The organism is Paeniglutamicibacter terrestris, from assembly GCF_012271785.1.
Classification (GTDB): Bacteria; Actinomycetota; Actinomycetes; order Actinomycetales; family Micrococcaceae; genus Paeniglutamicibacter; species Paeniglutamicibacter terrestris.
The window spans coordinates 268,411-294,610 of record NZ_JAAWVT010000004.1; the positions used below are offsets into that span (position 1 = coordinate 268,411).

The following is a 26,200-nucleotide window of genomic DNA, read 5'->3' on the forward strand; positions in this document are numbered from 1 at the left end:
GGTCCACACCGTAATCAGTGTGGAAGCCCTTGGTCTCGCGGCCGAGGTTGGGCAGGTCGATGTCGTAGTCGGCGACCAGCTCGGCCTCGGTGACCGGGTTGATGCCGGCGGAACCGCCGATGGCCTCGGTTTCCTTCGCGGGGATGGTCTCACCGACCGGCCCGTTCACGCGGTCCTGGAATCCGTAGACATGCCGGCGACCGGCAAATTCGACGAGGTGCACGGTGCGTGCGTCCCCCGGCTCGAAGCGCACGGCGGTGCCAGCGGGGATATCCAGGCGGAAGCCTCGGGCGGCAACCCGGTCCAGGTCCAGTTGCGGGTTGACCTCGGCAAAGTGGTAGTGGGATCCAACCTGAATGGGGCGGTCCCCGTGGTTGACCAGGTTTAGGATTCGGGTTTCGAGTTCCGCGTTGCAGAGCACGGCCTCGTCGCGAAGGATGTATTCTCCCGGTTTCATGCTGTTCTCTCCCTTGCCTAGCGAATCGGGTTGTGGACGGTGACGAGCTTGGTTCCGTCGGGGAAGGTCGCTTCGACTTGCACGTCGGAGATCATCTCGGCGACGCCCTCCATGACCTGTTCGCGTGCCAGGATCGTGGTTCCGTAGCTCATCAAATCCGCCACGGTGCGCCCGTCGCGGGCCCCCTCGATGAGTTCGTAGGTAAGGATTGCCACGGACTCGGGGTGGTTGAGCAGCAGTCCACGGGCTTGGCGTCTACGTGCCAGATCGGCGGCCACGACAATCATGAGCTTTTCGTGCTCACGCGGGGTTAAATGCATCTAGGGCTCCAGTTCTCAACAGTGGTAAAAACATTGCGCCACCCGTTATCTGCAACCGGCGGGAAGATGCGCCGGGAGGTCCGTGGATATGGCAAGAATAGCAGAAGCAGAAGTCCCGCACCGGCGAGTTTCGACGGCAGTGCTGCACCGTGCTCCCAAGCTGATTTCACGGCCGTGCTTGGTGCGCTCATGGGCCTGCCAAGGCCCAACTGGCTTCTGGAACACGAAGACGTTCCGCAGATTCCACTGTTGGTGAAATCGGCGGAACGTCTTTGTTGGGGCGTGCGGAGTCGATTCTTTCTAGAGGCCCAGTTCGTCCTTGCCGAAGGCGTAGAGGTACGGCACTCCGGCCTCGGCCTCGATGCGTTCCTTGGATCCGGTGTCGCGGTCAACGATCACTGCAACTGCCACGACGTTGCCGCCGGCCTTGCGCACACCTTCGACGGCGGTCAAGGCGGAGCCGCCGGTGGTGGATGTGTCTTCGAGGACAACAACATTGCGTCCCTCCACCGAGGGGCCTTCGACCTGACGGCCCATGCCGTAGGACTTCTGCGCCTTGCGCACCACAAAAGCGTCGATCGAACGTCCTGCGCTACCGGCCGCGTGCATGAGCGCGGTGCCCACCGGGTCGGCCCCCATGGTCAACCCGCCGGCATTGGTGAATTCGATGCCGGCTTCGTCAAGCATTTCCAGCATGACGGAACCGACCAGCGGCGCTGCTTCATGGTGCAAAGTGATGCGGCGAAGGTCGATGTAATAGTCGGCCTCCTTACCGGAGGAAAGGATGACTTTGCCGTGGACCACGGCAAGTTCCTTGATGAGTTCGAGCAAGCGGGCGCGCGCGGCAGTATTGGTCATGGTCTCAATTCTAGTTTGGTGATTGCCGTGCCGGTGATCATCGCGCCTTTGTGTCACAACTCTTCCTCGAAACCCCGCCGCTGGCGGGCGAAAGATGTCGCTGCCACATTTGCTACAGACAGGCAGGTGGTTGCGGGGTTAGGCTGAGGACATGACCGATTCTCGCCCTCTGGGTTACTGGCTCAAATTGGTTGACTCGCTCATTTCGGAGCAGTTCGCCGACTCCCTCGAAGAGCATGGCGTCACCCGTCGCCAATGGCAATTGCTCAATGTCCTGACGAAGGGCTCAGCCACCGGAGGTGAGCTCACCGCGGCGCTGGCTCCCTTCTTTGGGCAGGCCCAAGCACAAGACGAACCAACCAGTCCCTCGGAACATCTGGCCGAACTTGTTGAATCGGGCTGGGTCGCCGAGGAAGGCCATACCTTCACGCTCACCGAGCGAGGCATGGTGTCCCTCGAACGACTGACCGAGATCGTTGATGCCATGCGTGAGGAATCCAGTGCCGGGATCACCCCGGTGGAGTATTCCACCACCGTAGCGTCACTGCGCAAGATGGCCGTCAACCTCGGCTGGGATCCGCAGAATCCACCTGCCGACGCATAAAGGCGGTTCTTCGCCACGTGCTCCCCGACTCGGGATAGGCTATTGAACATGCGCGAATTACAGGCCGTCATCATCGAAGAAATGGGCGTCAAGCCGCAGATCGATCCCGCTGCGGAGGTGCGCGCCCGTATTAACTTCCTCAAGGAATACCTCCTCACCACGGGCACCAAAGGTTTTGTCCTGGGCATTTCCGGTGGCTTGGACTCAACGCTCGCCGGACGTTTGGCGCAGCTTGCCACCGAAGAACTTCGTGCCCAGGGAACCGAGGCGCAGTTCGTTGCCGTTCGGCTTCCCTACGGCACCCAACAAGATGAGGCGGATGCCCAGGCGGCGCTGAATTTTGTGGCGGCCGATGTGGAGCGGACGTTTAATGTGCGGGCGGGTGTCGACGGACTCGAATCCGCATTCCAAGAGGCTGCAGGAACTCCGATCTCGGATTTCAACAAGGGCAACATCAAGGCTCGCATGCGCATGATCGCCCAATACGCTCTGGCCGGTGAAGAAAATCTTTTGGTGATCGGAACCGACCACGGCGCCGAATCCGTTACGGGATTCTTCACGAAATTCGGTGATGGTGGAGCCGACCTCCTCCCGCTCTTTGGACTGAACAAGCGACAGAATCGCGAACTACTGCGTCACTTGGGTGCGGCCGCGCAGTTGTGGGAAAAGGTGCCCACTGCGGACCTCTTGGACGGCAAACCGCTTCGCACCGATGAGGACGAATTGGGCATCAGTTATAACAACATCGACGATTACCTCGAGGGCCGCACGATTCCCGAGGACGCAGCGATAGCCCTAGAGACCAAGTACCTGCGTTCACGGCATAAGCGCACCACCCCCGTCACGATCTTTGACACCTGGTGGAAAAAGTAACCGAGGCCGAAACGACATAGGCTGGTTCTTGTGGATAGCACCTTAAACGAACCAACAGCCGCGCCCGAAGTTTCAGAGAACCCCTATGCGGATCTCCCGGAGCCAACGGGCGAATTGGTCCAGCCCATTATCTTGTTGGTGGACCGCGAGGAACCGTGTGACGAGGATTCGGGGATAGCCGTCGCGGCGCTGGCATCGGTTAATGCGTTATTGGCCAATCCCGGGCACCCCTATTGGCGCCCATGGGCCGAAGGCGCCTTTGCCAAGAGCGTCCGACGGGCGGATGCAAAGATGTTTGCCAAGGTCGCAGCAGAGTTCCCGGATCATTCCGTTGCCGAACTGGGGAGCGCGCGTGCCCTGGCCTTCGCGCCGATGCCTGCCGATTCGCTTCCCAAACGATTGGCGAAGTTGCAGGTCTCCGGAACTACACTTCCGCCCGGAAAACCGATGGAACTTACACCGGTGCACATCGCGTTGAATGATGGACTCGGGATGAGCACCGGCAAGGCTGCAGCCCAGGGCGCCCATGCCCTGTTCGCGTGGGTGTTGGAGGGAAAACCCGCAGATCTTGCTGCTTGGCGTGCGGCCGGCTGCCAGCTCTCGGTTCAACGACTCGACTCCAAGGCGTTCAAAAAGCTATCCCGCTCGGCTCAGGGCCCGCTGATCCACGATGCCGGTCGCACCGAAATTGTCCCCGGTTCGGCCACCGCCTTTGTTCGCGTCGGTTAAACGAAAGCCGAGATCCCGGTGACGGCTCGACCGACAATGAGGGAATTAATTTCATAGGTGCCCTCGTAGGTGTAGAGAATTTCGACGTCGGCAAACAGTTTAGCCATCTCATGGTCACTGGTAATGCCATTTCCGCCCATCAGGGCACGCCCCTTGGCCGCTGAATCACGCGCCAAACGAGTTGTCGTCGATTTAGCCATGGCTGCTTGCACCATCTGCAGTTCCCCCTTGCCCTGGATTCGAGCAAGGTCAGACATGAGCGAGAGGCTCGCCATGGCGTTACCGAGGATTTCGGCCAAGGGCAGCTGCACAAGCTGGAACCCGGCAATGGGCTGACCGAATTGTTTTCGGGCCAACGAGTAGTCGCGCGCAACATCAAAGATCCCCAACTGCACCCCCGCGGCCTGCCATCCCACCCAGGCCCGGGAGTGCATCAAAAGCTCGTTCGCTGCAGCAAAGTTCTTGGCTCCGGGGAGCCTATTGGCCTCTGGAACGCGCACCTCATCTAGGATGATGTCCGCGTTTTGCATGATGCGCAAGCCGATCTTGTTGGAGATCTTAGAGGTACTAAATCCCGGGCGATCCGATTCGACAATAAAGGCCTTGATGGCGTTGTCCGCGGTATCTCTGGCCCACACCAAGGAGAAGTCGGCCATGGTGGCGGCTCCGATCCAGCGCTTAGCCCCGTTGATGACCCATTCGTCACCTTCGCGTGTGGCGGTGGTGGACAAACCGCCAGCGATGTCGGATCCGTGATCGGGCTCGGTGAGCGCAAAAGCGCCAACGGCAGTGAATTGGGTCAGGTCCGGTAACCATTTCTGTTGCTGTTCGACCGATCCCAATTCATGGATCATGCCGACGATAAGTTCATTGTGGATGCCAATCAGTGCCGACAGAGAAACATCGGCGCGTGCCGCTTCAACGTAGACCAGCCCCTTAAAGAGTTCGCTACTGCCGTCGAGCTGAATTCCGCCCAGTCCGTGAGCGGCTAACGCTGGCAGCACATGGTGCGGGAATTCCTCACGGTTCCAATACTCGATGCTGTCGTGGCGCACGTTCTCTTGGAAGAATGTTCGGATCCCTTCCAGACGGTGGCGCTCGGCGGGGTCCAGTTGCGCCCAGATATGCATGAGGTCGGCATCCGGAAATGGTGGTTGCTTTCCGATGTGCTTCGAGTGCGCTTTAGTGAGAGTTGGGTGGTTCTCGCTGAGTGGCATGAGAGGGGATAGCTCCTTGTCCGGTGAATTATTTGGCTCTCGGGCGGTAAACCCTTCCAAACCCTTGGATATCAAAGTATATTTGCCAGTGACTCAAATCACTAGGGCTTCCTACTAATTAGGTGTCCGGTCGAAAGGATGACAATGACCGTTACCGAAGAATTCCGTGCGGCACGCGATCGACTCATGGAATTGCGCACCAATTACACCGGCGCCCTCGAAGAGTTCCGTTGGCCGGCCTTCACCGAGTTCAACTTCGGTCTCGACTGGTTTGATCAGGTCGCCAAGGATCCCTCCCGCGCCGCAACCAACGCCTTGGTCATCGTGGAAATGGACGGCAGCTCCACGCGTCGCACCTGGGCTGAGCTCGCGGAACGCTCCAACCAGGTTGCCAATTGGATGCGCTCGGTTGGAATGAAGCGCGGTGAAAAAATGATTGTGATGCTGGGCAACCGCGTCGAACTCTGGGAGATCTTGCTCGCCGGCATCAAGCTGGGCATGGTCATGATCCCCACGACGACACAGATGACACACGTGGACTTGCAGGACCGGGTGGAGCGCGGAGAAGCCAGCTGGGCCCTGGCTGGCAGGAGTGATATCCACAAGTTCGACAAGGTTGAGGGCAAATTCAGCCTGATAAATGTGGACAAAGATGCCTCGTCAACCGCACTTGACTACACCGAAAGCGCCGAGCAATCCACGGAATTTGTTCCGGAGGTCCCCACCAAGGCCGATGAGACCCTACTGCTGTATTTCACCTCCGGCACCACGTCAAAGGCCAAACTGGTGGAACACACTCATACCTCCTACCCAGCCGGACACCTGAGCACCATGTTTTGGATCGGGCTGGAGCCCGGCGATGTGCACCTCAATGTCGCTTCCCCGGGCTGGGCCAAACACGCGTGGAGTAATTTCTTCACCCCGTGGATCGCCGAAGCCACGGTGTTCCTCTACAACTACGAACGCTTCGATGCCAAGGCCCTGATGGCTCAGATGGACGCCGAGTCTGTCACCAGCTTCTGCGCGCCGCCAACGGTGTGGCGCCTACTCATCCAAGCAGACCTCACGGCACTAAAAAATCCCCCGGCCAAGCTGGTGTCGGCAGGGGAACCCCTGAACGCCGAGGTAATCGACCAGGTCAACCGCGCATGGGGCCAAACCATTCGTGACGGTTTCGGGCAGACCGAAACCACCGTGCAAATCGCCAACCCGCCCGGAATGCCCATCACCATCGGCGCCATGGGACGCCCCATGCCCGGCTACGATGTTGTGCTCATCGACCCCGCCACCGGAGAAGCAGGAAGCGAAGGGGAAATCTGTCTGCGCTTAGATCCTAGACCGTTGGGGATCATGAAGGGGTACTACGGAGATCCGGAAAAGACCGCGGAAGCCTTCCGAGACGGTCTTTATCACACCGGCGATATGGCCGAGATGGACGAGCGAGGAGTCATTACCTATGTGGGGCGCGGGGACGATGTTTTCAAGTCCAGTGACTACAAACTCAGCCCCTTTGAGCTGGAGTCGGTGCTGATCCAACACCCCGCAGTGGCCGAGGCCGCCGTTGTCCCCTCCCCCGATGCACTGAGGCTCTCGGTTCCCAAGGCCTTCGTGGTCACCACCGCTGGCCACGAACCCTCTGCGGAGCTGGCCGAAAGCATCCTCGGCTTCTGCCGGGAACACCTGGCACCGTACAAACGGATCCGTCGCCTCGAATTCGCCGAACTTCCCAAAACCATTTCCGGAAAGATCCGGCGGGTGGAACTGCGTAACAGCGAAGTGGCGCGCCACGAGACAACGGCGGGAACCCAATCCCTCGGCGTAGAGTACCGCGACGACGATTTTCCGTCGCTGAAGTCCTGAGCCCGAGCGGGGTTTGGATAAGCTAGGGCATTCGTTATACCCGGAGGGAAAATTGAGCCAGCCACTATCGCGCGACCCGATCCTAGAAGCGCAACGCAATTGGGAACGTCATGGATGGGAGGACGTTGCCGAACCCATGGCCGCGATCACCGCGCTGATGCGCACGCAGCAGATTCTCTTGCAGCGCGCTGAAACGGTGCTCAAGCCATTCGGTCTCACCTTCGCACGCTATGAAATGTTGGCGTTGCTCAGCTTTGCGCGCGATGGTGAGCTGGCGATGAATCGAGCCAGCGCGTTGTTGCAGGTTCACGCCACATCGGTCACCAATGCCGTGGACAGGTTAGAGAGCGCAGGGTTGGTCGCCCGAACCAAACACCCGACCGACAAACGCACCACGCTCATCGCACTCTCACCGCAGGGCCGCGAACTATCCGCAGCAGCCACCCTCGAGCTAAACGCTCAGGTCTTTGCCGACTCCGGCTTCTCCGACCGAGACATCTCCACGCTGATCCGGATCTTTAGTAAGTTCCGCCGTGACGCTGGGGATTTCTCGGCGGAAGAATCTACCTCGGAGTCAGCAAACATTCGAGATACACCGCGTGGCAGCTGAGGCCTAACTACCGACCAGTTCCGAAATTCCCAACACTCCATCGCGCATGGCGGCAACCGAGTCGGTGAACGAAATGAACTCGGTATCGTGGGTAACCATCACGGTGGCCACCGAGAATTCCTTGGTGACCTGCGCCAACAGACGCACGATTGATTCACTACGTGCGTTGTCCAACGCCGCCGTCGGCTCGTCGACCAGCAACACCTTCGGTTCGCCCATCAAGGCGCGGGCAATGTTCACACGCTGACGTTGACCACCGGAGAGTTGGTGCGGGCGCTTCTTGGCACTGTCGGCCAAGCCCACGATATCCAACAACTCCATGGCATGTTTTTTGGCTGGCTTCAGCGACTTGCCACGCAGATGGTCAGAGATCATGAGTTGTTCCACCGCTGTAAGTGAGGCCAGTAGATTGGGCTGCTGAAAGATGATGCCGATCTTTTCGCGACGTAACGCGGTCAGCTGGGCATCGTTCAGGTCACTAGCGGTGGTTCCGTCGATGATCACCAGACCACTAGTGGGGCGAATGAGTGTTGCCGCGGCGGCCAGCAGGGAGGACTTGCCCGAGCCCGAGGGGCCGATGAGCGAGAGCATCTTCCCGGCACCGACGCTCAAGTTCACGGCGTCCAGAGCTTTGATGGTGCCGTCTCCGTCTGGGTATTCAAGCGTGACGTCGATCAGTTGCAGTGGCATGTTGGTGTTGGGGGTATTCATGGAAATCCTTCACTCGTGTGGGGAGAGAAATTGTTGCGAAAACTACTCGGTGAACTAGTTGCCACCAAGGGCGATCAGTGGATCGACCTTGGTCACGCGTGAGACGGCGAGCGCAGCTCCGGCAAGGCCCAGCACTACCACCCCAACAATGGGCAGCAGCGTGGTGGCCGGACTCAGTAGGAAGGGAGCCGCGGCCGCGGCGAGGGAACCACCGAGGATCCCCACACCTCCGCCGATTCCTGCACCGAGCAGGAGCACGATACTCGCCTGGGTGATGGCGTCTCGCAGCACGTAGCTACCGGAACCGCCGAGCGCCTTGAGCACGGCGATGTCGCGGGTACGCTGTACCGTCCATACAGTGAGGAAGGCAAGGATCACTAGGGCAGATATGCCATAGAGGAAGCCTTGCATCATCAACAGGGATCCGTTTTCGCTCTTGTAAGAACCTAGCGCGGCGTATGACCCGGTGCGGGTAGTGCTCACCGTGGATGCGGCAGCGTTCGCCGCCTCTGTATCAACGGTTGCCCCATCCTGATTGGTCACAGCGATGACGGTTCCGGCCTGATGCTGATCTCCTAGGTGAGCGAGCTTGGTCCAAGAATCTAGATCCGTGTAGGCAACCGAAGTGTGGGAGTACCAGTTATCTGCGGTTACTCCCCCAATACGTAAATCGACCCCGGCCATGGAGATCATGTCTCCAGTTTTGAGCGACAGGTCTTCCGCCACGGATTCACCGATGACGACTTCTCCCTTGGCTATCGGCAATGGTGCGAGGGCGCTGTCCTGCTCAAGGCCGAAGACCGCGACGTTCGTGGTTCCGGTGCTGGTTTCAGATCCAACAGCCGAGCCCTGGAAACGCGTTTGGGTGATGCCGATGGCCTGGGCCGAAGCGACGCCTTCACGAGTCTCCCATGTGGCTACCTGCTCGGCCGTGACCTGGCTTTCGGTGAAGGAGGCCTTGGGTTCATTGCCGCTGGCGGCGCCGAAGACAATGCTGTCTACGGGCTTGGCCGCCGATCCAAGATTCTTGAGGGCGGAGGTTGACTGATCGCCCAGACCTGCGGTGAGTCCGGAGAGCATGACCAGTAGCAGCGTAATGAGCGCCACCACCGTGCCCATCAGGGCGAAGCGGCCCTTGGCGAAGCGAATATCTCGAATGGCGAGGAACATGATCGGGGTTCTCTTTCGGTGGATGATTCGGGGATTTGCCGTTGGCCTTTCCCCTTCTTATCTCCCATCCTCCGACGTTCCTGATGCTCGCACATCGACCATATGGTCGATTGCTGTGGGCATGGCATTATTCAGGAATTTTTTCGTGGCCTTCCGATCATGACCATTGGCCGACATTCCTGAACTGCTGCTTGGGGAGCGTCGTCCCGGAACTCTCGTGTCATTGACGCAGGCATTCCGGGACGACGTGGCACTCCGCCTCTAGGCTGCGCTGTAGCTAGTTTCCAGAGTTTTTGCGGATCTCGGTGATGATTCCGGAAAAGTCGCGTCCTGCCCCGCCCTCATCGGAAAATTGGCGGTAGATCTGCGCTGCAAGGGGGCCCAGTTGCGCGCTAACTCCCGTGTTTTCTAGTGCATTGAGCGCTAGACCTAGATCCTTAGCCATGAGCGCCCCAGCGAATCCGGGAACATAATCTCGATTCGCCGGAGAGGTAGGTACGGGACCGGGAACTGGGCAGTTGGTAGTGACTGCCCAGCATTGTCCCGAGGCCGTGGAGATCACGTCGTACAGCGCCTGATGACTCAACCCCAATTTTTCCCCCAGGACGAAGGCCTCGGCGGCCCCGATCATGGAGATACCCAGCAGCATGTTGTTACAAATCTTGGCGGCTTGCCCAGCGCCGTGCTCACCGCAATGGACTAGTTTTTTGCCCATGACCTCCAGCAGTACGGTGATCTGGTCCATATCGGAGGCGTCGGCACCGATCATGAACGTTAGTGTCCCGGCTTCAGCGCCAACAACACCACCGGATACCGGTGCGTCGGCGGATCGATGTCCGGCGGCCAGGGCGAGTTCAGCAGCCTCGCGGGCCTGAGCCACATCGATGGTGGAGCAATCGAGGAAGAGGGTGTTTGGCGGGGCCACCTCCAGCAGTCCCGGTGTATCAACTCCGCGGTAGGCGTCAAGCAGGATCGCCCCCGAAGGGAACATGGTCAGCACGATGGCCGCGCCGGTGGCGGCCTCTGCCGCAGTGGTCGCACATGGCAAACCGGCGGCGGTGGCCGCTGCCACGGCGGCCGGGACCACATCAAAGCCCACTACATCAAATCCAGCCTTGAGGAGGTTCACGGCCATGGGTTCCCCCATGTGTCCAAGTCCCAAGAAGGCAATACGGCCCGGCGCTGCGGGTGTCGTTTCGGTCATGTCAGTCCTCCATTGCTATTCGACGGCGCCACTGAGGGCGCGGGGGTTGAGTTTGAGTTCTCGATTGCCCAGGGAAGCAAAGCTGGCCTCAAGCAACTCCATATCCACCGCTTGAAGCGTGGCGGGGTTCCACATTGGCGCATAGTCCTTGTCGATAACTTGGGCTCGGATGCCTTCTGGGAAGTCACTAGATTCCAGGGCACGGAGCCCCACTCGATATTCCTGTTTAAGGACTTCTTTGAGGTCGGTAAGGTTTTTGGCTCGGCGTAGCGAGGCAAGGGTGAGCTTCAGTGCGCTGGGCGATTTTTTGCCCAGCGTCGCCACCGCTGCACGGGCTTCGTCGTTACCCGCTGCTGCCAACGCGTTCAGGTCCGCCATGATTTCTTCGACGCTCGAGTGTGCGTAAGCGTCATCAAGCCACGCACGCCAGGATTCGAGATTTGAGGCGGGCACCGGAAGGATGAATCCCGGAAGAATGTCGTCAACCGGCGCCGTTTCCAGCGCCACGAAGAGCTCTTCGGCTCGGGCGAAATCGATGAGGTGATCGGCCAGTCCCAGATAGAGCACCTCGGCAGCACCCAGGTGTTCTCCGGTGAGTGCGGCGTGAGTGCCACTTTCGCCCGGGGAGCGTGAAAGCAGATACGTACCGCCGACATCGGGGACAAACCCGATGGTTGTCTCGGGCATACCACTGCGCGTCCGGGTGGTAACCAGCCGGTGACTGCCGTGGGCCGAGATCCCCACTCCCCCGCCGAGCACCAACCCGTCCATGTAGGCGATGTAGGGCTTGGGATACGACTGGATCAGGGAGTTCAGTGAATATTCGGTGCTCCAGAACTCCTCGGTTTCCTGACCACCGGAGGTGATGTCGCGGTAGATCGCCACGATGTCTCCGCCGGCGCAGAGTCCACGTTCCCCCGAGCCGCGCACCAGCACTTGATGTACCGCCGGATCGGTGGCCCAGCGGAGCAGGGTTTCGAGCATGGCAGTGGCCATGGTGGCAGTCAGGGCATTCACCGCACGCGGGCGGTTCAGCGTGATGACGCCCAGGGTGCCGCGGACAGCAAAAAGTACTTCGGGTTCACTCATATTATTAACTGCCCTCCGGCATGATGAAGCTTGCACCCTCACGGATACCCGATGGCCAGCGCGTGGTCACGGTCTTGGTCTTGGTGTAGAAGCGGAATCCGTCGGCTCCATGCTGGTTCAAATCCCCAAAGCCAGAGGCCTTCCATCCGCCGAAGGTGTAATAGGCGATCGGCACCGGGATGGGAACGTTGATTCCCACCATGCCGACCTGCACGCGTGAGGAGAAGTTCCGTGCGGTGTCCCCGTCGCGGGTGAAAATGGAAACTCCGTTGCCAAATTCGTGCTCGGAGGGCAAGCGGAGTGCTTCCTCGTAGTCCTTGGCTCGGATGATGCAAAGCACGGGACCGAAAATTTCTTCCTTGTAGATCCGCATGGTTTCGGTGACGTTGTCAAAGAGAGTGGGACCAACCCAGAAGCCGTTCTCGTGGCCGGGCACGGTTAATCCGCGGCCGTCGACCACCAGTGATGCACCTTCGTCAACACCGATCTGGACATAGTCTTCGATGCGCTCCTTGGCGCTTTGAGCTACCACCGGGCCAAAATCTGATGTCTCGTCCATGCCGTCACCCACCCTGAGGGTAGCGATGCGTTCAACCAGCTTGGCCACCAGCGCGTCGGCAGTTTTTTCACCCACGGGGATGGCCACAGAGATCGCCATGCAGCGTTCTCCCGCGGAACCATATCCGGCACCCATGAGCGCATCGGCGACCATGTCCAGATCAGCGTCGGGCATGATGACCATGTGATTTTTTGCGCCACCGAAGCACTGTGCCCGCTTGCCGTTGGCTGCTGCCGTTGCATAGATGCTTTGGGCGATCGGTGTGGAACCCACGAATCCGATGGCCTTGACCCGTGGGTCCTCCAGCAGCACATCAACGGCCTCCTTGTCCCCATTAATGACGTTGAAGATGCCGTCGGGGAGGCCCGCTTCGGTGAAGAGTTCGGCCAGCCGTAGTGGGACGGATGGGTCGCGTTCGGAGGGCTTGAGGATGAAGGCGTTGCCCGAGGCGATCGCCGGGCCGGCCTTCCACAGCGGGATCATGGCCGGAAAATTGAACGGGGTAATGCCTGCGACCACACCGAGGGGTTGGCGCATGGAGTGGACATCAATGTCGCTTCCGGCGCTGTCGGAGAATTCCCCCTTCAACAAGTGTGGGGCGGCGACGCAGAATTCGATGACTTCGAGCCCGCGCTGGATGTCGCCCTTGGCGTCGGGGAAGGTTTTGCCATGTTCACTGGTCAGCAGGGCTGCTAGCTCGTCCATATTTGCATACACGAGCTCGACAAACTTGTTCAGAATTCTGGCGCGCCGCTGCGGATTTGTCGTACCCCACTGGACCTGCGCTGTTTCGGCGACGGTGATGGCCCGACGGACTTCGTCTCCCGAGGCCAGCGGGAGCCGCGCCTGCACCTCTCCAATGGAGGGGTTGTAGACATCGGCGAAACGGCCGGAGGTGCCGTCGACGTGGGCGCCACCCACATAATGGGTCAGTTCGCGGGTCATGTGATGCTTGCTCCTCAGCAGAATTCGCTAGCACGCGGCAGCTTCATGTGATGGGCGCCACGTCTGATATCCAAAAATATACTCGGACTTCCTACTAAATTGCTAGGGGCACTATTTTTCCCGGACTTTTCTGCCGCAAACCTGAACCCGATCACCGAAGTTGATAGGTTGGGAAGGTGAAGATTGCTACTTGGAACGTGAATTCCCTTCGTGCCCGTGCCGACCGCGTCGAGGACTGGCTGCGACGCTCCGACGTCGACGTCTTGGCCATTCAAGAAACCAAGTGCAAAGACGAGAACTTCCCATGGGAACTCTTTGAGAACAACGACTACGAGGTAGCCCACTTCGGGATCAGTCAGTGGAACGGCGTGGCGATCGCCTCCCGCGTGGGCCTGGACAACGTGGAGCGCACCTTTGTTGACCAACCAGCATTCGGCAAGGGCGGCAAGGACCCGGTCCAAGAGGCACGCGCGATCGCTGCCACCTGCGGAGGCGTACGCATCTGGAGCCTGTACGTACCCAACGGTCGTGCACTGGAGGACGAACACATGCCGTACAAGCTCTCGTGGCTCGAGAACCTCAATCAGCAGGCGGCAAGCTGGCTGGCAGAAGATCCCAGCGCGCAGGTAGCCCTGATGGGCGACTGGAATATTGCCCCACGCGATGAGGACGTCTGGGACATTGATTTCTTCCGAGACAACAACATGACCCACGTTTCTACTCCCGAGCGTGCAGCCTTCGAGGCCTTCCTGAAAACTGGCTTTAGCGACGTGGTGCGCCCCTACACCGATACGCCCAAAACCTACACCTACTGGGACTACACGCAGCTGCGCTTCCCGAAGAACGAGGGCATGCGCATCGACTTCACCTTGGCTTCCCCCGCACTAGCGGACAGGGTCATCGGCGCCAGCATTGACCGCGAAGAGCGTAAGGGCAAGGGCGCATCCGACCACACCCCGGTGATCGTGGAGCTGAGCTAGGTCATGGCTCAGGTCAGCGGAACCAATCGGAAAGCCCTCCCGCCGACCTCTTACCTGCGCATTTTTGAGCCATTGCGCGCCTTCTCGGAGGCAGACCAGGCGGTGGCGTTGACCACTGGTCGGATCAGTCGCGAGGTACTGGAGGATGCGACGGCTGCCGCCGCACTGAAGCGGCTGACCCGACCACTCTCAGACCCCTTCCCTCACCTGCATCTGGAGTCTTTCCGGAAGCTGGTCACCACAACCTGGGACGGCACGGTCAATACGCTGTACTGCCCCGACCAGTTGGCCACCAGGACCATCCTGGCCTCCGAACAGCTCGATGGCTCCATGCGTCCGCAGTTGCTAGAACTATTGATTCCGAGTGCCGCGCGTGAAGCCAATGCTTTACGCGTGGACAGGCAACGATTCACCGATGACGTGGCACATCTGCACACCCGGACGGCCACCTGGGGCGTGCCCTTTGGGTGGCTAATCTTGGTGCACGAAGACGATGAGGTTGACGTCATTGAAGACGGCGATGACTTGCTCGCCAGCCGGATCTACACGCCCATGCATCAGGCCCTGGATCGGGTTCGCTATGCGGCGGCAACCCTTGCCATCCACGCGCCGGAGATGGATCTGCTGGACGAACTCGCAGCACTGAGCGAATGGCTTCAGCTCTTTGACGCCGAATCGGTGGTCGAGCTGGACTATGGGCGCATTGCGGCCTTGGTATGGCCCGATGATTCGCCCCATGACCTGCGCTTGGGCATCGAATCGCTGGCGGAATCGGATATGACCGGAGCCGCGGCCTCCTACCGCAGGCTCTCCAGCCGCTGGCTGGCCGTGCGCCAACTGGCACGAGCAAACTAGCTCAGGACCTTGGTCACTGCACGAGATGAGTCGTCGTTGTCGGCGCACGGTCCATCCGATGTCCGTCTTCGTGGTGCCACCTGCCCGGCGAAGATCGCCACGAGGGCAAGCCCGAACCCTACCCACTGCCAAGCCTCAAGATCTTGACCCAAGATCAACGCGCCCAAGCTCGCGGCAACCAGTGGTGAGAGTAGACCAAGGGCGGCGACGGAGGCCACAGGGAGTTTGCCGACTCCGGTGAACCAGAGCGTGTAACTTAGCAGTCCACCAGCGAGCCCCAGCCAGAGGTACCCAGCCAACGCAGTGAGGCCTAGGTGGTTCGGAATGCCCTCAAAAAGCAGGGTGATAGGCAAGAGGAATAAGCCGCCGGCGGTAAGTTGCCAGCCGGCCAAACTCAGCGCTGGAACCCCGGCCGGACGACCCCACTTCTTGGTGAGGGTGACACCGCATGCCATGGATACAGCGCCCAACAACCCGGCTACCAGGCCAATCGTATCGAGGACGGCGGTGGATCGAAGCACCACCAATGCAACGCCGACCATCCCGACAGCGCCCCATAACAGGCGCCACGCGGAGAGCCGCTCACGAAGCACCCACACCACAAGGAAGGCGACAATGAGCGGCTGCGCAGCACCGAGGGTCGCGGCAATTCCACCGGGCAGACGATAGGCGGAGATAAAGAGCAGAGGAAAAAATGCTCCGATGTTCAATATGCCAAGCACCGCCGCGCGCCACCACCAGGACCCCTGCGGCAGCGCGCGGGTCCATGCGATGGCCAAGATTCCCGCAGGCAAAGCCCTCATCAACGCGGCAAATAGTGGGTGCCCGGTAGGTAGAAGCTCCGAGGTCACCAAATACGTCGTGCCCCACACCACTGGTGCGATGGCAGTTATCAGTGTTGTTTGGATCCGATTCACAAAAAACTCCTTAACGTTAAACAGTTTAGCGTTAAGGAGCTTACGCTGGTAGAGTTGCATCGTCAAATAGTTCAACGCTGAAAGGTAGATGGTGGCAGATAGCGTCGACAGCATTTTGGATCAGTGGTCAACGGCTCGACCCGAGGTTGACGTCAGTCCCATGGGGATACTGGGACGACTTTCCCGCTTGACCCGGCTCCTCGAGCGGGAACAGCACACCGTCTTCAGCCGTCATGGACTGCAACCGGGAGAGTTTGACATCCTCGCTACACTGCTGCGCGCCGACACCGTAGCCATCGGGCTAACCGCAGGCCAGCTCGCCGAGAGCGCCATGGTCACCTCGGGCGCGATCACCAATAGGCTCGACCGACTCCTGGCCAAGAAGCTCATTACCCGCGAGACAGATCCGCACTCCCGACGCACGATTCGTGTGGCGTTGACCGCAAAGGGCCTAGAACTGATCGACGCCGCACTTCTAGAGCACGTTGCAAACGAAAAAGCCATGCTTTCGGTCATGGATTCCCAGCAGCTTTCTCACCTCGAAGACCTGCTCCGAGTGCTGCTCGAGCACCATGAGGGCCTCCCGCAAGCTTGATCGTTTTGGCTTGGCGACATCAACGCCGAACTATCAAGACGACCTTCCCTGCCTTGGTAGTCTCGATGATGTGTCACTAATTCCAACAGCACTCCTCTTTGCCCTGTACTTCTATCTGCGCCACCGGGACCGTCGGATGCTGCGCAACGGAGTGGTACTGGTCGCCGCCTGCTATTTGCTGCTGATAGAAATTGGCCGGTTGCTTTCCCAGTGGGTTCCGGGTGCGGAATACCTCTTCCTCGCCGTGCTCGCGCTGGCACCTGTCGCAGTTCTGGCCCTCTCTGCCGCCCTCATTCATAACGGCGTGGTGATGTTCAAGTCGGAGGGGCGCCGGTTGGGCAACATGATCTCTCTTTTGCTGGGGCTGCTGTTGGTATTCCTGCCCGCCTTCGCCCTGTTGCTGGTCCTGACGCTGAATCCGTTGGCCGTCGGGTTTGCGGCCCTGCTCTTTTTCCTGTGCAGCTACTTCGGAGTCGTGTTCGTGGTCTTTCTGGCCTATGCCCTCGCTTACGGGCGCATGCGCTTCACGAAAACACCGCAAGGGATCGTGGTGCTTGGTTCTCGACTCATCGATGGCAAGGTTCCACCGCTGTTGCGCAGCCGCTTGGACAAAGCGTTGGAAATCTACAACAGCACCACACCACGCCCGCTGCTGATTCCTTCCGGTGGTCAGGGCCCCGACGAATCTACTGCCGAGGGCTCAGCCATGGCCGAATACCTCCTCGAATCAGGGGCTGCCCGCCAGGATATTGTGGTGGAGGATCAAGCAGTGAACACCGAAGAGAACCTGCAACTCTCCGCAAAGCTCTTTGCCCAGGCCGGACGCAGCGGGCCCCTGCTGGCTGTCACCAATAATTACCATGTGCTGCGCGCAGCTCTGTTGGCCCGCCGGCTGAAGATTGATGCAGAGGTCGTCGGCTCTCCCACGGCTAAGTACTACCTGCCCAGTGCCTTCTTACGCGAATACGCGGCAGTGCTGGTTGAGCACAAGTGGTTGCACGTCATGCTTTTCCTGCCGTTTGTGGCGATGACAGCGCTTCTGGTTATGGCGATCGTCAACAATCAGTAGCGCGACGCCCCTGCCGTCCTAGATCACCCGTTCGGTTCTCGCGAAGCGCGAGCGCGTCCCGACCACCACGTAGACCAACACCGGCCCGCTGACACCCAGCGCCTCCTGAGCAAGCCGGGCCGCGCGGGCGACATCGCGACCCAACGGGCCCGGCGCTGTACCCTTGCGCGGTTGCACCTTCACGCGCAGCCCCGCCTCCGGCAACAGATTCCACACGCTAATGTTGATCGAGATGATGTCGCTGCGCCTGCCCAAAAAGTGCCTGAGCATTTGATCCACGGCGTTGGGGGAAATCTCAATGCGACCGGGAGTATTCTCATCGGCAAAGTACTTTGAGACATAGTCGCCCCCGCGCCCCCGACCCTGCACGGTTATCCACCACAACATCAACAGGATGATGCAGATGAGGAATGCGGCTATCAGAATCCAGACCCAGGAGTCCTTTTGCCCCGGTAGCGTGTTAATCGTCAGCAGATTGCCGAACCACGCGCCCGCTCCCGAGGCGATGACCTGCCAACGTTGGGCATAATCGGCAGCAAATGCCGTCAGCATCAGGTGTGCTCCGCAAAGTAGCAGAAGGAACCCGATCAGAATCAGGAGGATCCGGTTCACCAGTCGCGGTGTCTGGTTCATTGGCCAATCACCCCGCTCGAGGACACTCGGATGTGGACCTGAGGTTGCGGTTCAACCAGGTTGGCACGCAGCTCGTCCTCGATGGCTGCCGCGACGCTTGCCGGATCGATAGGTGATCCCGAGGTTGGACTCAGCTGCACCTCAACTCGTTCCCGGTGCACCGTGACCAGCGCCTGGCCCGGGCCTACTCCGGCAGCGGATCTCGCACGGCGCGCCAGACCTGCGGCCAGTACCTGATCATCAACGATCAATATCGCATCCTCACAGGCCAGGCTGTGCCTGGCGCGTTGCCCTCGGCGTAAACCATGACTCAGCAGGACCAAGCCAATGAGCCCGATGCCCAGTCCCAGGAGAGCGAGCGCCGCGGGTTCCGTGGTGCCCGGCATGATCGAAATCCAGCTCCACCACGTTTCGGGAGCGGCAACCATCGGCTCCTGACCGAGCGCTTTGAGCGCCGCCTCGAATAAGGCATAGAGGCAGACTAGGATGACAATTATGGCTCCGGTGAGCACAGCTGGTGACCGCCCGCTGGTGAGCTCCCGTTCACGAATTTCGTCTAGTTTTGAGACCATCAGCGTCGCCGATCCGTGTCCGGTGCGATAATCCCGGTGACTCGAACATCAACCTGGCTGACGAGGGAGCCGGTGAGGTTGCTAAATTGCTCACCGATGGTGCCGCGCCAAGCACGGACTCGATCGAGCACTGGGAGCCCAGCACCACCCGAGGTTTCACCTACAGGGAGCGGCGTATGGATGGTCAGTGCCAGATATCCGGCGTCGTCACGCAAGAATGCTCGTACCAATACCGGGTCGACGCCAAAGATTTCCGCCGCGACGGCACGAGCGGTTCCGGTCAGCGCCTGGGCGCTGACCCTCGTGTATCCAGCGCGTGGCACCGATACGGGTACCCGGGCCAAAGATTGTTCGCTCATGACGAGGATCGGCGGCCAGTCAGTGCGTCGAGCACGGCCCGAAAATCGACCCTGCCACCGGCAATCCGCGACAACAGGGCGCCAAGGGCCATGAACAACGCCATGAGCAGGAACCCGCCTACTCCATAGCTCAGCGCGGCCCAGGCCAAGATGGCTCCTAGGAGTGCTCCGATAAGTGTTGGTTTCATGCCGAACCTTCCACTGTTGTTTCGCGCATTTTCTCGGACCCCGAGCGGGACGACGGGATGTACACGTCACCGATTTCGATATTGACCTCAATGACTTCGAAATCGGTCAGTTCCTGTACTGCGGTGAAGATTGCTTCGCGAACGGCTGCGGCCAACTCGTGAAGTTTGACGCCGTAACGCGCGGTGAGCACTACGTCGATTGCCACCTGCCGGGTGCCCACCTGAACACTGACGCCATGAGCCGGCTCCTGGGAGGATCCAACCGCGCCCCGCAAGGCACCAAAAGCTCGAGAAGTTCCCAAACCCATTGCATGAACGCCTGAAATTCCGCGTGCGGCGGCTGCAGCAACTTTCGCAACGGCCAGATCGGTGATTTTGGTTGTTCCACTGACTTCAGTCTCGGGCACGTTGTGCACTAATTGTGTTCGGTCCATGGCTACGGCCCCCTTTGCGCTTGCCGCTCGTTCCTCGGCTTTAATCCCAGCCTACAACCGAACGTGACGGACGTCGCTAGAATTAATTCGCGGGAACGGTGGTCAGCGCCGCGAAAAACGAGAGTCGACGCGCAAATCGGACTCAAAGTGATGCCGTCTCGCGATACCTATATATAGGCGCTATTTTCGGCATCCGCATAGTTAAAGCAAAAACCCCCTTGTTTCCAAGAGGGTTTTAGATGGTGGCTCCGACCGGCGTCGATCCGGTGACCTTTCGATTTTCAGTCGAACGCTCTACCAACTGAGCTACAGAGCCTGGCATCATCAGGCTAGATGATCACCCGATCTTCCGGCGAACCAGAAAACCAAAGCGACCCTGACGGGACTTGAACCCGCGACCTCCGCCGTGACAGGGCGGCGCGCTAACCAACTGCGCTACAGGGCCTTATTCGCGAAGTCTCCCTCGCTCACAAGACAAGAACTCTACCAGAGCTTTTCGCTCTCGCATAATCCATGTTTCATGCGTACCCCCAACGGGATTCGAACCCGTGCCGCCGCCGTGAAAGGGCGGTGTCCTAGGCCGCTAGACGATGGGGGCTCAGGAACCACCGCGTTGGATTACTCCGCCGCAGTGGACTCAAATAACTATAGGGGTAAATTTCCCAGCGCGCAAAACGAAACGGCAGTGACGCTCGACACGGTCGGTTTTTCCCCGGTTTTCGGGGCAACGCCTCCCTTCGCGCAACAGCGAGAAAAGTCGACAAATGCTGGGTAGAGTTCACGACATGGGGTACACAATGACCGAAGATGAGTTTGAACTGGTGGCCGAACGAGCTCTGGGTCAATTACCCGCAGCGTTGCTGTCCATGATGGAAAACGTCGCAATCTTCATAGAAGACGCTTACACCCCGCTTCCGGGCGAAGATCCCAACACCAAACTCCTAGGGCTTTATGAAGGCACCGCCCTTACGGATCGCGATTCGGGGTGGGGCGCCGGAGCCATGCCTGACCGAATCACCATCTACAAGGATGCGATTCTCGAAATTTGCTCAACCGAGAAACAGGTCGAGGAAGAAGTCGGCATAACGATCGTCCATGAAATCGCCCACCACTTCGGCATCGACGACGACAGGCTGCACCAACTCGGCTGGGGTTAGCAGACTACCGGTCGCCTCCCGGCAAAAAACGCAGAGTCCCTCGACCGGCAGGGCGCTAGAGCCGCGACGTGCTCTAACCCGCTGAGCGCCCCGCTCCTGAAGCCGCAGGACATCCTCCGCTGTCACCATCCGGGCCGACTCTACAGTGCGCTCCACTCAATTCAACCGCTCAATAACGTGGGCCAACGTGGGCCCAGGATATCCCGGCGGACTGCAGATACGAATACCCCTTTGAGCCCGGCAGTCCGACCTATTTCAACTGCTCCGGGTTACTCCAGGTAGGTGTTGGTCAAGGGTGGCAAAAGTCTGCAGTGAAACGTCAGGGCGCAGTGCTAGGGGAACTCGGCCCAAGCAAGCTAGACATCAACCCGTGAACGGTTTTTTATCACGTTGCGCTGTACATCACGAGCTCCAATAGAACCTCTGCCCGCAAACAAGCGGGCCAATATCTCACTACTTAAGATGAATAGTGCACCAATTCGTAACATCTTTAATCAACCTGACCGTCGCGAAACGTGCTGTTTAGTTGATGCGTGCCCTCGCGACGACGATCCCGACACTCCGCTCTGACTATGAATGATCCGAGCAGGACCGCCACATTACTGTCCATTGCACTCGTATATATACGGGAAATCTCGGTATAATTACACGGTTGTTATTGTAATTTTTGTTGTTACTGCTGTTGCCAGTGTGAATAGTTATCCCATAGGGTGCTATAGGTAGCAGCGATCAGGCCACACCGTTCTGGCCATACTTCTCGCACATTCTGGAGAACTACAAACGGATCGCCGCGGTAAGGAATTACACGGCATGGCAATCAGGGAAACACTTGGCGTTGCTGCATGCGCAATCGCGCTGGCAGCCACCTGCTTTACGGGCGTACTCCCGGCAGCTGCAGCACCGCTGACCACACCCGGTTCGGTCACCGTATTGGCATCGCCAGGCACCAACGATTCGTCGTTGCCCTCGCAGGCAGAGCTCGAAGCCGCCAAATCCGACCCCGAAGCACTGAAAGCGTTAGTTGCACAGCTTGAATCCGGAATTGAATCCGGACGCCAAAACATCATCACTGCCGAAGCCGCGGCGCTAGACGCTCAGGATAATTTGCTGGCCGCAGATGAACTGGTTGAGAAACGTACCCAGATTGCAGCCGACGCGAAAGCAGAAGCCAGCAAAGCCACCGAGTACCTGCTCACAAGCAAGAAGGACGTTGGCGCCCTGGCTTCGGACGTGTACCGCAATGGTGGCGTGAGCCCCGGCGTGACCACCATGTTGGAAGACGGCAAAGAAAACGACGTTCTCTACAAGGCCTCCACCATGGATGCGCTGAGCGCCAACCGAACGCAAACCGTCAGCAATGCCGAGGACGCTGCAGCACTGTGGACCGCCTGGCAGGACTATGCCTCGGAAGCAGCCGCTGCCGCAGACGAAGCTACCGCAGCCCAGCGCACGGCCGCCGACACAGCATCCACGACACTCGCCAGCTACCAGGGCTCCGTTGAGCCACAGGAAAAGCTGCGCGCAGAGATCATTGGTCAGCTCGCCTTCCTCCACGAGGTTGATGTTCAGAAGGAAGCCGAGCGGATTGCCGCAAAGGAAGCTGACGCCGAGGCCGAACGGCTGCAGTCGTTAATCGACAACATGCCACAAGCGGCCCCGCTCACGGTCAAGGAAAAGGACACCACCGAGGTAGTGCCCCTGGCTGCCCCGCCAGCCGTTCCGGACGAGACCAACCAGAACCAAACATTGATCCCCAAGGCCGCAGTACCGAAGGCGCCTCAGGTGTCCGTACCGGACCCTAAGCCTCAAACTCTCAAGCCTGCCCCGGCTCCGGAACCGACAGTGGTTCCAGAACCGACAAGAGCTCCAGAGCCAACCAAGGCACCGGAACCAACGAAGGCTCCAGAACCAAAAGTAACGGCAAAACCAAAGCCGAAGGCCACCCCCACTCCTGAGGCAACCCCGACGCCAAAGGCAACGCCGAAGCCGAAAGCTACGCCGAAGCCCAAGGCCACTCCAAAGCCGAAGGCAACTCCAAAGCCGACGCCCAAGCCTGAGCCGAAGCCGACCCCGAAGCCCACTCCGAAGCCGGAGCCAAAGCCGGAGCCGACTCAAGAGGCCGAAGCCCCTTCGTCATCCGGCAACTACAACGCCGCCATTTCTTGGGGCACCATGATTGCCAACGACAGCTCCAAGGGCTACATTTTTGGTGCAAATGGCCCAAACAACTTCGACTGCTCGTCTTTCTCCCAGGCAGCATTCTCCAAGTCGGGCATCAGCCTGCCGCGGACCTCGTCACAGCAATATGCCTCGGCCCCGCAGCATATTCCGCTCAGTCAGTTGCAACGTGGTGATCTGGTCTTCTCGTCATCCAACGGCGGAAGCTCGTTCTATCACGTGGCCATCTATCTCGGCAACGGTCAGGTGCTCCATGCACGTAACCCCGCCTCTGGCATTTCGGTGACGCCGTTGAGCTGGGTCAACAACCTGCACTCCTACGCGGCACGGTACTAAGGGATAGCTTCCCTACCCAAAAGGAAGTCCTCGCAACCATTGGTTGCGAGGACTTCCTTTATTGGTTTTGAGTCGGTCTTATTTAGGCGCCGTTAGCCTTGTCCTCAAACTCCTGACGGGTAGCCAAGCGCGGGTCTTCCCCGTCCGGTACCACCATGACGGGGCCCTTGGAGTGGTGCAGCACGCCCTGGCTGGTTGAGCCCAGTAGCATTCCGGCAAAACCACCGCGGCCACGGGAACCCGTCACCAAGAGCTGGGCTGTTTGGGATTCGCGGATCAGGATTTCCACCGGGGATCCGTCGATCACGTCTGTCTCGATCTCAAGGCCTGGGAACAAACTCTGCAGCCAGGCCTTACCGATGCCCATCTGGTGGCGCACATCGGCCGTGACGGCTTCCTGATCCACCGTTGCCGGCATCCAGGCCAGCGCTCCGCTGATGGGAGCCAAGGCGCACACCACGCGCAGTGCCAATCCCCGGGTGGCGGCCAGTTCGGCGGCGACCAGCACGGCCAATCGTGCTCGGTCTGATCCGTCAACACCAACGACGATCCGATCCAGCACCTGGACGGCGTTATCGTCGCGCTTGGAGACATACAGCGGGACCACTACGGTGGGGCACTTTGCATGGGCCGGAAGCGCACTGGATACCGAGCCGAGCAGCCTGCCGACAAATCCTCCGCGGCCGCGGGTACCCACCACCACGAGCTCAGCTGTGCTGCTCAAATCAAGCAATACGCCCGCCGGGTCGCCAGACTCGATGTAGGTGCGGACCGTGAGGCCCTCATCGGTGATGGTGGCCCGCGCCTGGCGAACCACCTCCTCGGCGCCGTTACGGATCATTTGATCGTCAAGAGTGGCATAGCCGGCATCCATTGAGGATGCAGCGAAAACCGGGATCGTATAGGCAGTGACGATGTTCAGCACACTTCCGCGGCGCTTAGCCTCTTCAGCGGCCCACTTCAGGGCGCACAGGCCCTGGTCGGAACCATCAACACCGACAACAATTCCCTCGATAGCCTCGGCGTCACCCTGGGCCCTATTGTTTTCACTCATCGTCTTCACTCCTTCGTGTCACGGACTGAGTCATCACGGGCGTCCTCATGTGAGGCCCCACACCCCCATTGTTCACCACTGTGTGACGTGGGTCTATCTATCGTCGAGCGTGGCGCATTTCTCGGCGATATTTTCGCCTAGAGGCGTAAGACCGAACTACAATTCCCCTATGCCCTCTCAGCAAAAGACCCTGCCCCCAAAGTCTGAAGTGTCACGTCTGGACCGCTATTTTAAGGTCACCGAACGTGGATCAACCTACTCGCGTGAGATCCGCGGCGGCTTCGCCACGTTCTTCGCCATGAGCTACATCGTGGTGCTCAACCCCCTGATCCTGGCCGGAGCCGATTCAAATGGTGACTCTCTGGGATCCGCCCGCGTAGCCGCCGTCACCGCATTGGTCGCCGGCGTGATGACCATTCTGATGGGCGCGTGGGCCAAGCACCCCTTCGCCATGGCCGCGGGATTGGGCGTCAACGCCTTTATTGCCGTCACGGTTGCCACCAACCCGGGCCTTACCTGGCCAGATGTCATGGGTCTTGTTGTCATTTCCGGCCTCACCATGTTGGTGCTGGTCCTCACCGGCTTCCGTACCGCGGTGTTTAACGCGGTACCGCAGAGCCTGAAGTCCGCCATCGTGGTGGGCATTGGTATGTTCATTGCCCTGATTGGCTTGGTCAACTCCGGCTTCGTACGCCGCATCCCCGATGCAGCAGGAACCACCGTCCCCGTCGGCTTGGGCTATGACGGGGCGCTGACCGGCTGGCCGATCCTGGTCTTTGTCATCGGACTGCTGCTCACCGTGGCACTGGTGGTGCGCAAGGTACGTGGCGCCATCCTGATCGGCATTGTGGTCTCCGCTGTCCTGGCCAACATCCTTGAAGCAGTTTTCAAGATCGGCCCCTCCTTCGACGGAACCACCGCCAACCCGCAGGGCTGGTCGCTGGTGGCCCCGGCACTGCCCGAATGGGCGCTGCCGGATCTCTCCTTGCTGGGGCAGGCCAATCTCTTTGGCGCCTTCAGCACACTGGGCGCCACCTCCGCATTGCTGCTGGCCTTCGTCATTCTGCTCTCGATCTTCTTCGACGCCATGGGCACCATGGTGGGCCTGTCCAACGAGGCCGGAACCGTCGATAAGGATGGCAACATCCCGGACGTTGACAAGGTCCTCTTGGTAGACGCTCTGGGTGCAGTTGTTGGCGGCGGCGCCTCGGCTTCCTCCAACCAGATCTATGTTGAATCCGGTGCCGGGATCGGCGAGGGCGCCCGCACGGGACTGGCCTCGATTGTCACCGGCGTGCTGTTCATCGCCGCGATGTTCCTGACCCCGTTGATCCACCTGGTTCCGTTCGAGGCCGTGGCTCCGGCCCTGGTTGTTGTCGGCTTCATGATGATCTCCCACGTCTCGAAGATCGAATGGGACGACCTGGGCGTGGCTATCCCCGCATTCCTGACCTTCGTCTTGATGCCTTTCACCTACTCGATTGCCAACGGCATCGGTGCGGGCTTTGTATCCTTCGTGTTCATCCGCGCCATCCAGGGCCGCGCCCGCGAGGTTCACCCGTTGATGTGGGCAGTTGCAGCAGCCTTCGCGCTCTTCTTCGGCATTGGAGTCATCGAACAGGCGATGGGCGTCTAATTAGAGCACTCAAACGCAGGACAAATGCAGC

27 protein-coding genes, 3 tRNA genes and 1 pseudogene are annotated in these 26,200 nt (G+C 59.7%); 12 read left to right on the forward strand and 19 right to left on the reverse strand.

What is annotated here, in order from left to right; genetic code table 11:
* Positions 1-115: 115 nt before the first annotated feature.
* The 3 genes and pseudogenes from HED64_RS19870 to pyrE all read right to left on the reverse strand — a co-directional run.
* Positions 116-457, reverse strand: a pseudogene (locus HED64_RS19870) (urease subunit beta); the annotation flags it as partial.
* Positions 458-474: 17 nt separating this feature from the next.
* Entirely contained in the window at positions 475-777 is a 303-nt protein-coding gene (locus tag HED64_RS11040; RefSeq protein ID WP_168152046.1) for an urease subunit gamma, read from the reverse strand.
* Positions 778-1,077: 300 nt separating this feature from the next.
* Positions 1,078-1,635: an orotate phosphoribosyltransferase gene (gene pyrE / locus HED64_RS11045; protein ID WP_168152047.1), complete on the reverse strand. Its 558-nt coding sequence runs from the start codon at positions 1,633-1,635 to the stop codon at positions 1,078-1,080.
* 151 nt (positions 1,636-1,786) lie between these two features.
* Here pyrE and HED64_RS11050 point away from each other — a divergent pair, with 151 nt between their 5' ends.
* From HED64_RS11050 to HED64_RS11060, 3 genes are read left to right on the forward strand one after another with little or no spacing between them, the layout of a single operon-like run.
* Positions 1,787-2,239, forward strand: coding sequence for a MarR family winged helix-turn-helix transcriptional regulator (locus HED64_RS11050; RefSeq protein ID WP_168152048.1), 453 nt, complete (start codon positions 1,787-1,789; stop codon positions 2,237-2,239).
* 48 nt (positions 2,240-2,287) lie between these two features.
* On the forward strand, positions 2,288-3,112 hold the full coding sequence (gene nadE, locus HED64_RS11055; protein ID WP_168152049.1) for an ammonia-dependent NAD(+) synthetase: 825 nt from the start codon (positions 2,288-2,290) through the stop codon (positions 3,110-3,112).
* A gap of 30 nt (positions 3,113-3,142) precedes the next feature.
* Positions 3,143-3,841: a peptidyl-tRNA hydrolase gene (locus tag HED64_RS11060; protein WP_342590705.1), complete on the forward strand. Its 699-nt coding sequence runs from the start codon at positions 3,143-3,145 to the stop codon at positions 3,839-3,841.
* Here the strand turns inward: HED64_RS11060 and HED64_RS11065 are convergent.
* Complete coding sequence (locus tag HED64_RS11065) at positions 3,838-5,058, reverse strand: acyl-CoA dehydrogenase family protein (RefSeq protein ID WP_168152050.1); 1,221 nt, start codon at positions 5,056-5,058, stop codon at positions 3,838-3,840. The genes HED64_RS11060 and HED64_RS11065 overlap by 4 nt on opposite strands.
* A gap of 144 nt (positions 5,059-5,202) precedes the next feature.
* Between HED64_RS11065 and HED64_RS11070 the strand changes: the two genes are divergently transcribed.
* On the forward strand, positions 5,203-6,918 hold the full coding sequence (locus HED64_RS11070; RefSeq protein WP_168152051.1) for an AMP-binding protein: 1,716 nt from the start codon (positions 5,203-5,205) through the stop codon (positions 6,916-6,918).
* Between the two features lie 52 nt (positions 6,919-6,970).
* On the forward strand, positions 6,971-7,528 hold the full coding sequence (locus HED64_RS11075; RefSeq protein WP_168152052.1) for a MarR family winged helix-turn-helix transcriptional regulator: 558 nt from the start codon (positions 6,971-6,973) through the stop codon (positions 7,526-7,528).
* A gap of 3 nt (positions 7,529-7,531) precedes the next feature.
* Here HED64_RS11075 and HED64_RS11080 read toward each other — a convergent pair whose 3' ends face one another.
* The 5 genes from HED64_RS11080 to HED64_RS11100 all read right to left on the reverse strand — a co-directional run bounded on the left by HED64_RS11080 (position 7,532) and on the right by HED64_RS11100 (position 13,206).
* Positions 7,532-8,239: an ABC transporter ATP-binding protein gene (locus HED64_RS11080; RefSeq protein WP_168152053.1), complete on the reverse strand. Its 708-nt coding sequence runs from the start codon at positions 8,237-8,239 to the stop codon at positions 7,532-7,534.
* Between the two features lie 54 nt (positions 8,240-8,293).
* On the reverse strand, positions 8,294-9,409 hold the full coding sequence (locus HED64_RS11085) for an ABC transporter permease (protein ID WP_168152054.1): 1,116 nt from the start codon (positions 9,407-9,409) through the stop codon (positions 8,294-8,296).
* 277 nt (positions 9,410-9,686) lie between these two features.
* Positions 9,687-10,613, reverse strand: coding sequence for a 3-hydroxyisobutyrate dehydrogenase (gene mmsB / locus HED64_RS11090; RefSeq protein WP_168152055.1), 927 nt, complete (start codon positions 10,611-10,613; stop codon positions 9,687-9,689).
* Positions 10,614-10,628: 15 nt separating this feature from the next.
* The gene (locus HED64_RS11095) at positions 10,629-11,702 is read right to left on the reverse strand and encodes an enoyl-CoA hydratase/isomerase family protein (protein ID WP_168152056.1); all 1,074 of its coding nucleotides are present in this window, start codon (positions 11,700-11,702) and stop codon (positions 10,629-10,631) included.
* A 4-nt stretch (positions 11,703-11,706) separates the two neighbouring features.
* On the reverse strand, positions 11,707-13,206 hold the full coding sequence (locus HED64_RS11100; protein WP_168152057.1) for a CoA-acylating methylmalonate-semialdehyde dehydrogenase: 1,500 nt from the start codon (positions 13,204-13,206) through the stop codon (positions 11,707-11,709).
* 176 nt (positions 13,207-13,382) lie between these two features.
* Between HED64_RS11100 and HED64_RS11105 the strand changes: the two genes are divergently transcribed.
* Both HED64_RS11105 and HED64_RS11110 read left to right on the forward strand, forming a co-directional pair.
* Positions 13,383-14,186: an exodeoxyribonuclease III gene (locus HED64_RS11105; protein WP_168152058.1), complete on the forward strand. Its 804-nt coding sequence runs from the start codon at positions 13,383-13,385 to the stop codon at positions 14,184-14,186.
* 3 nt (positions 14,187-14,189) lie between these two features.
* Positions 14,190-15,041, forward strand: coding sequence for a DUF8083 family protein (locus HED64_RS11110; RefSeq protein WP_168152059.1), 852 nt, complete (start codon positions 14,190-14,192; stop codon positions 15,039-15,041).
* Here HED64_RS11110 and HED64_RS11115 read toward each other — a convergent pair.
* Positions 15,038-15,958: an EamA family transporter gene (locus HED64_RS11115; protein WP_342590706.1), complete on the reverse strand. Its 921-nt coding sequence runs from the start codon at positions 15,956-15,958 to the stop codon at positions 15,038-15,040. The two genes, HED64_RS11110 and HED64_RS11115, sit on opposite strands and share 4 nt — an antisense overlap.
* 88 nt (positions 15,959-16,046) lie before the next feature.
* Between HED64_RS11115 and HED64_RS11120 the strand changes: the two genes are divergently transcribed.
* Together HED64_RS11120 and HED64_RS11125 are read left to right on the forward strand one after the other, a co-directional pair.
* Entirely contained in the window at positions 16,047-16,553 is a 507-nt protein-coding gene (locus HED64_RS11120; protein WP_210149560.1) for a MarR family winged helix-turn-helix transcriptional regulator, read from the forward strand.
* Between the two features lie 70 nt (positions 16,554-16,623).
* Positions 16,624-17,622 (forward strand): YdcF family protein, encoded by a 999-nt coding sequence (locus HED64_RS11125; protein ID WP_342590707.1) that lies wholly within the window; start codon positions 16,624-16,626, stop codon positions 17,620-17,622.
* 18 nt (positions 17,623-17,640) lie between these two features.
* Here the strand turns inward: HED64_RS11125 and HED64_RS11130 are convergent, their stop codons facing one another.
* From HED64_RS11130 to HED64_RS11165, 8 genes are all read right to left on the reverse strand, one after another.
* On the reverse strand, positions 17,641-18,255 hold the full coding sequence (locus HED64_RS11130; RefSeq protein WP_168152062.1) for a hypothetical protein: 615 nt from the start codon (positions 18,253-18,255) through the stop codon (positions 17,641-17,643).
* The gene (locus HED64_RS11135) at positions 18,252-18,827 is read right to left on the reverse strand and encodes a hypothetical protein (RefSeq protein ID WP_168152063.1); all 576 of its coding nucleotides are present in this window, start codon (positions 18,825-18,827) and stop codon (positions 18,252-18,254) included. The genes HED64_RS11130 and HED64_RS11135 overlap by 4 nt, the downstream gene beginning before the upstream one ends.
* The gene (locus tag HED64_RS11140; RefSeq protein ID WP_168152064.1) at positions 18,827-19,186 is read right to left on the reverse strand and encodes a hypothetical protein; all 360 of its coding nucleotides are present in this window, start codon (positions 19,184-19,186) and stop codon (positions 18,827-18,829) included. The genes HED64_RS11135 and HED64_RS11140 overlap by 1 nt, the downstream gene beginning before the upstream one ends.
* A complete protein-coding gene (locus HED64_RS11145) occupies positions 19,183-19,374 on the reverse strand; it encodes a hypothetical protein (RefSeq protein ID WP_168152065.1) in 192 nt (63 codons plus the stop codon). Before HED64_RS11145 ends, HED64_RS11140 begins: the two co-directional genes overlap by 4 nt.
* A complete protein-coding gene (locus tag HED64_RS11150; RefSeq protein WP_168152066.1) occupies positions 19,371-19,808 on the reverse strand; it encodes an Asp23/Gls24 family envelope stress response protein in 438 nt (145 codons plus the stop codon). The genes HED64_RS11145 and HED64_RS11150 overlap by 4 nt, the downstream gene beginning before the upstream one ends.
* A 240-nt stretch (positions 19,809-20,048) precedes the next feature.
* A tRNA-Phe gene (locus HED64_RS11155) sits at positions 20,049-20,124 on the reverse strand.
* Between the two features lie 55 nt (positions 20,125-20,179).
* Positions 20,180-20,253, reverse strand: a tRNA-Asp gene (locus HED64_RS11160).
* Positions 20,254-20,333: 80 nt separating this feature from the next.
* Positions 20,334-20,406 (reverse strand) — tRNA-Glu (locus HED64_RS11165).
* A 199-nt stretch (positions 20,407-20,605) separates the two neighbouring features.
* Between HED64_RS11165 and HED64_RS11170 the strand changes: the two genes are divergently transcribed.
* Together HED64_RS11170 and HED64_RS11175 are read left to right on the forward strand one after the other, a co-directional pair.
* Complete coding sequence (locus HED64_RS11170) at positions 20,606-20,965, forward strand: metallopeptidase family protein (protein WP_245325912.1); 360 nt, start codon at positions 20,606-20,608, stop codon at positions 20,963-20,965.
* 810 nt (positions 20,966-21,775) lie between these two features.
* Positions 21,776-23,479, forward strand: coding sequence for an NlpC/P60 family protein (locus tag HED64_RS11175; protein WP_168152068.1), 1,704 nt, complete (start codon positions 21,776-21,778; stop codon positions 23,477-23,479).
* 82 nt (positions 23,480-23,561) lie between these two features.
* Here the strand turns inward: HED64_RS11175 and HED64_RS11180 are convergent, their stop codons facing one another.
* The gene (locus HED64_RS11180) at positions 23,562-24,533 is read right to left on the reverse strand and encodes a universal stress protein (protein WP_168152069.1); all 972 of its coding nucleotides are present in this window, start codon (positions 24,531-24,533) and stop codon (positions 23,562-23,564) included.
* Positions 24,534-24,702: 169 nt separating this feature from the next.
* Between HED64_RS11180 and HED64_RS11185 the strand changes: the two genes are divergently transcribed.
* Entirely contained in the window at positions 24,703-26,169 is a 1,467-nt protein-coding gene (locus HED64_RS11185; RefSeq protein ID WP_168152070.1) for an NCS2 family permease, read from the forward strand.
* Positions 26,170-26,200 lie beyond the last annotated feature (31 nt).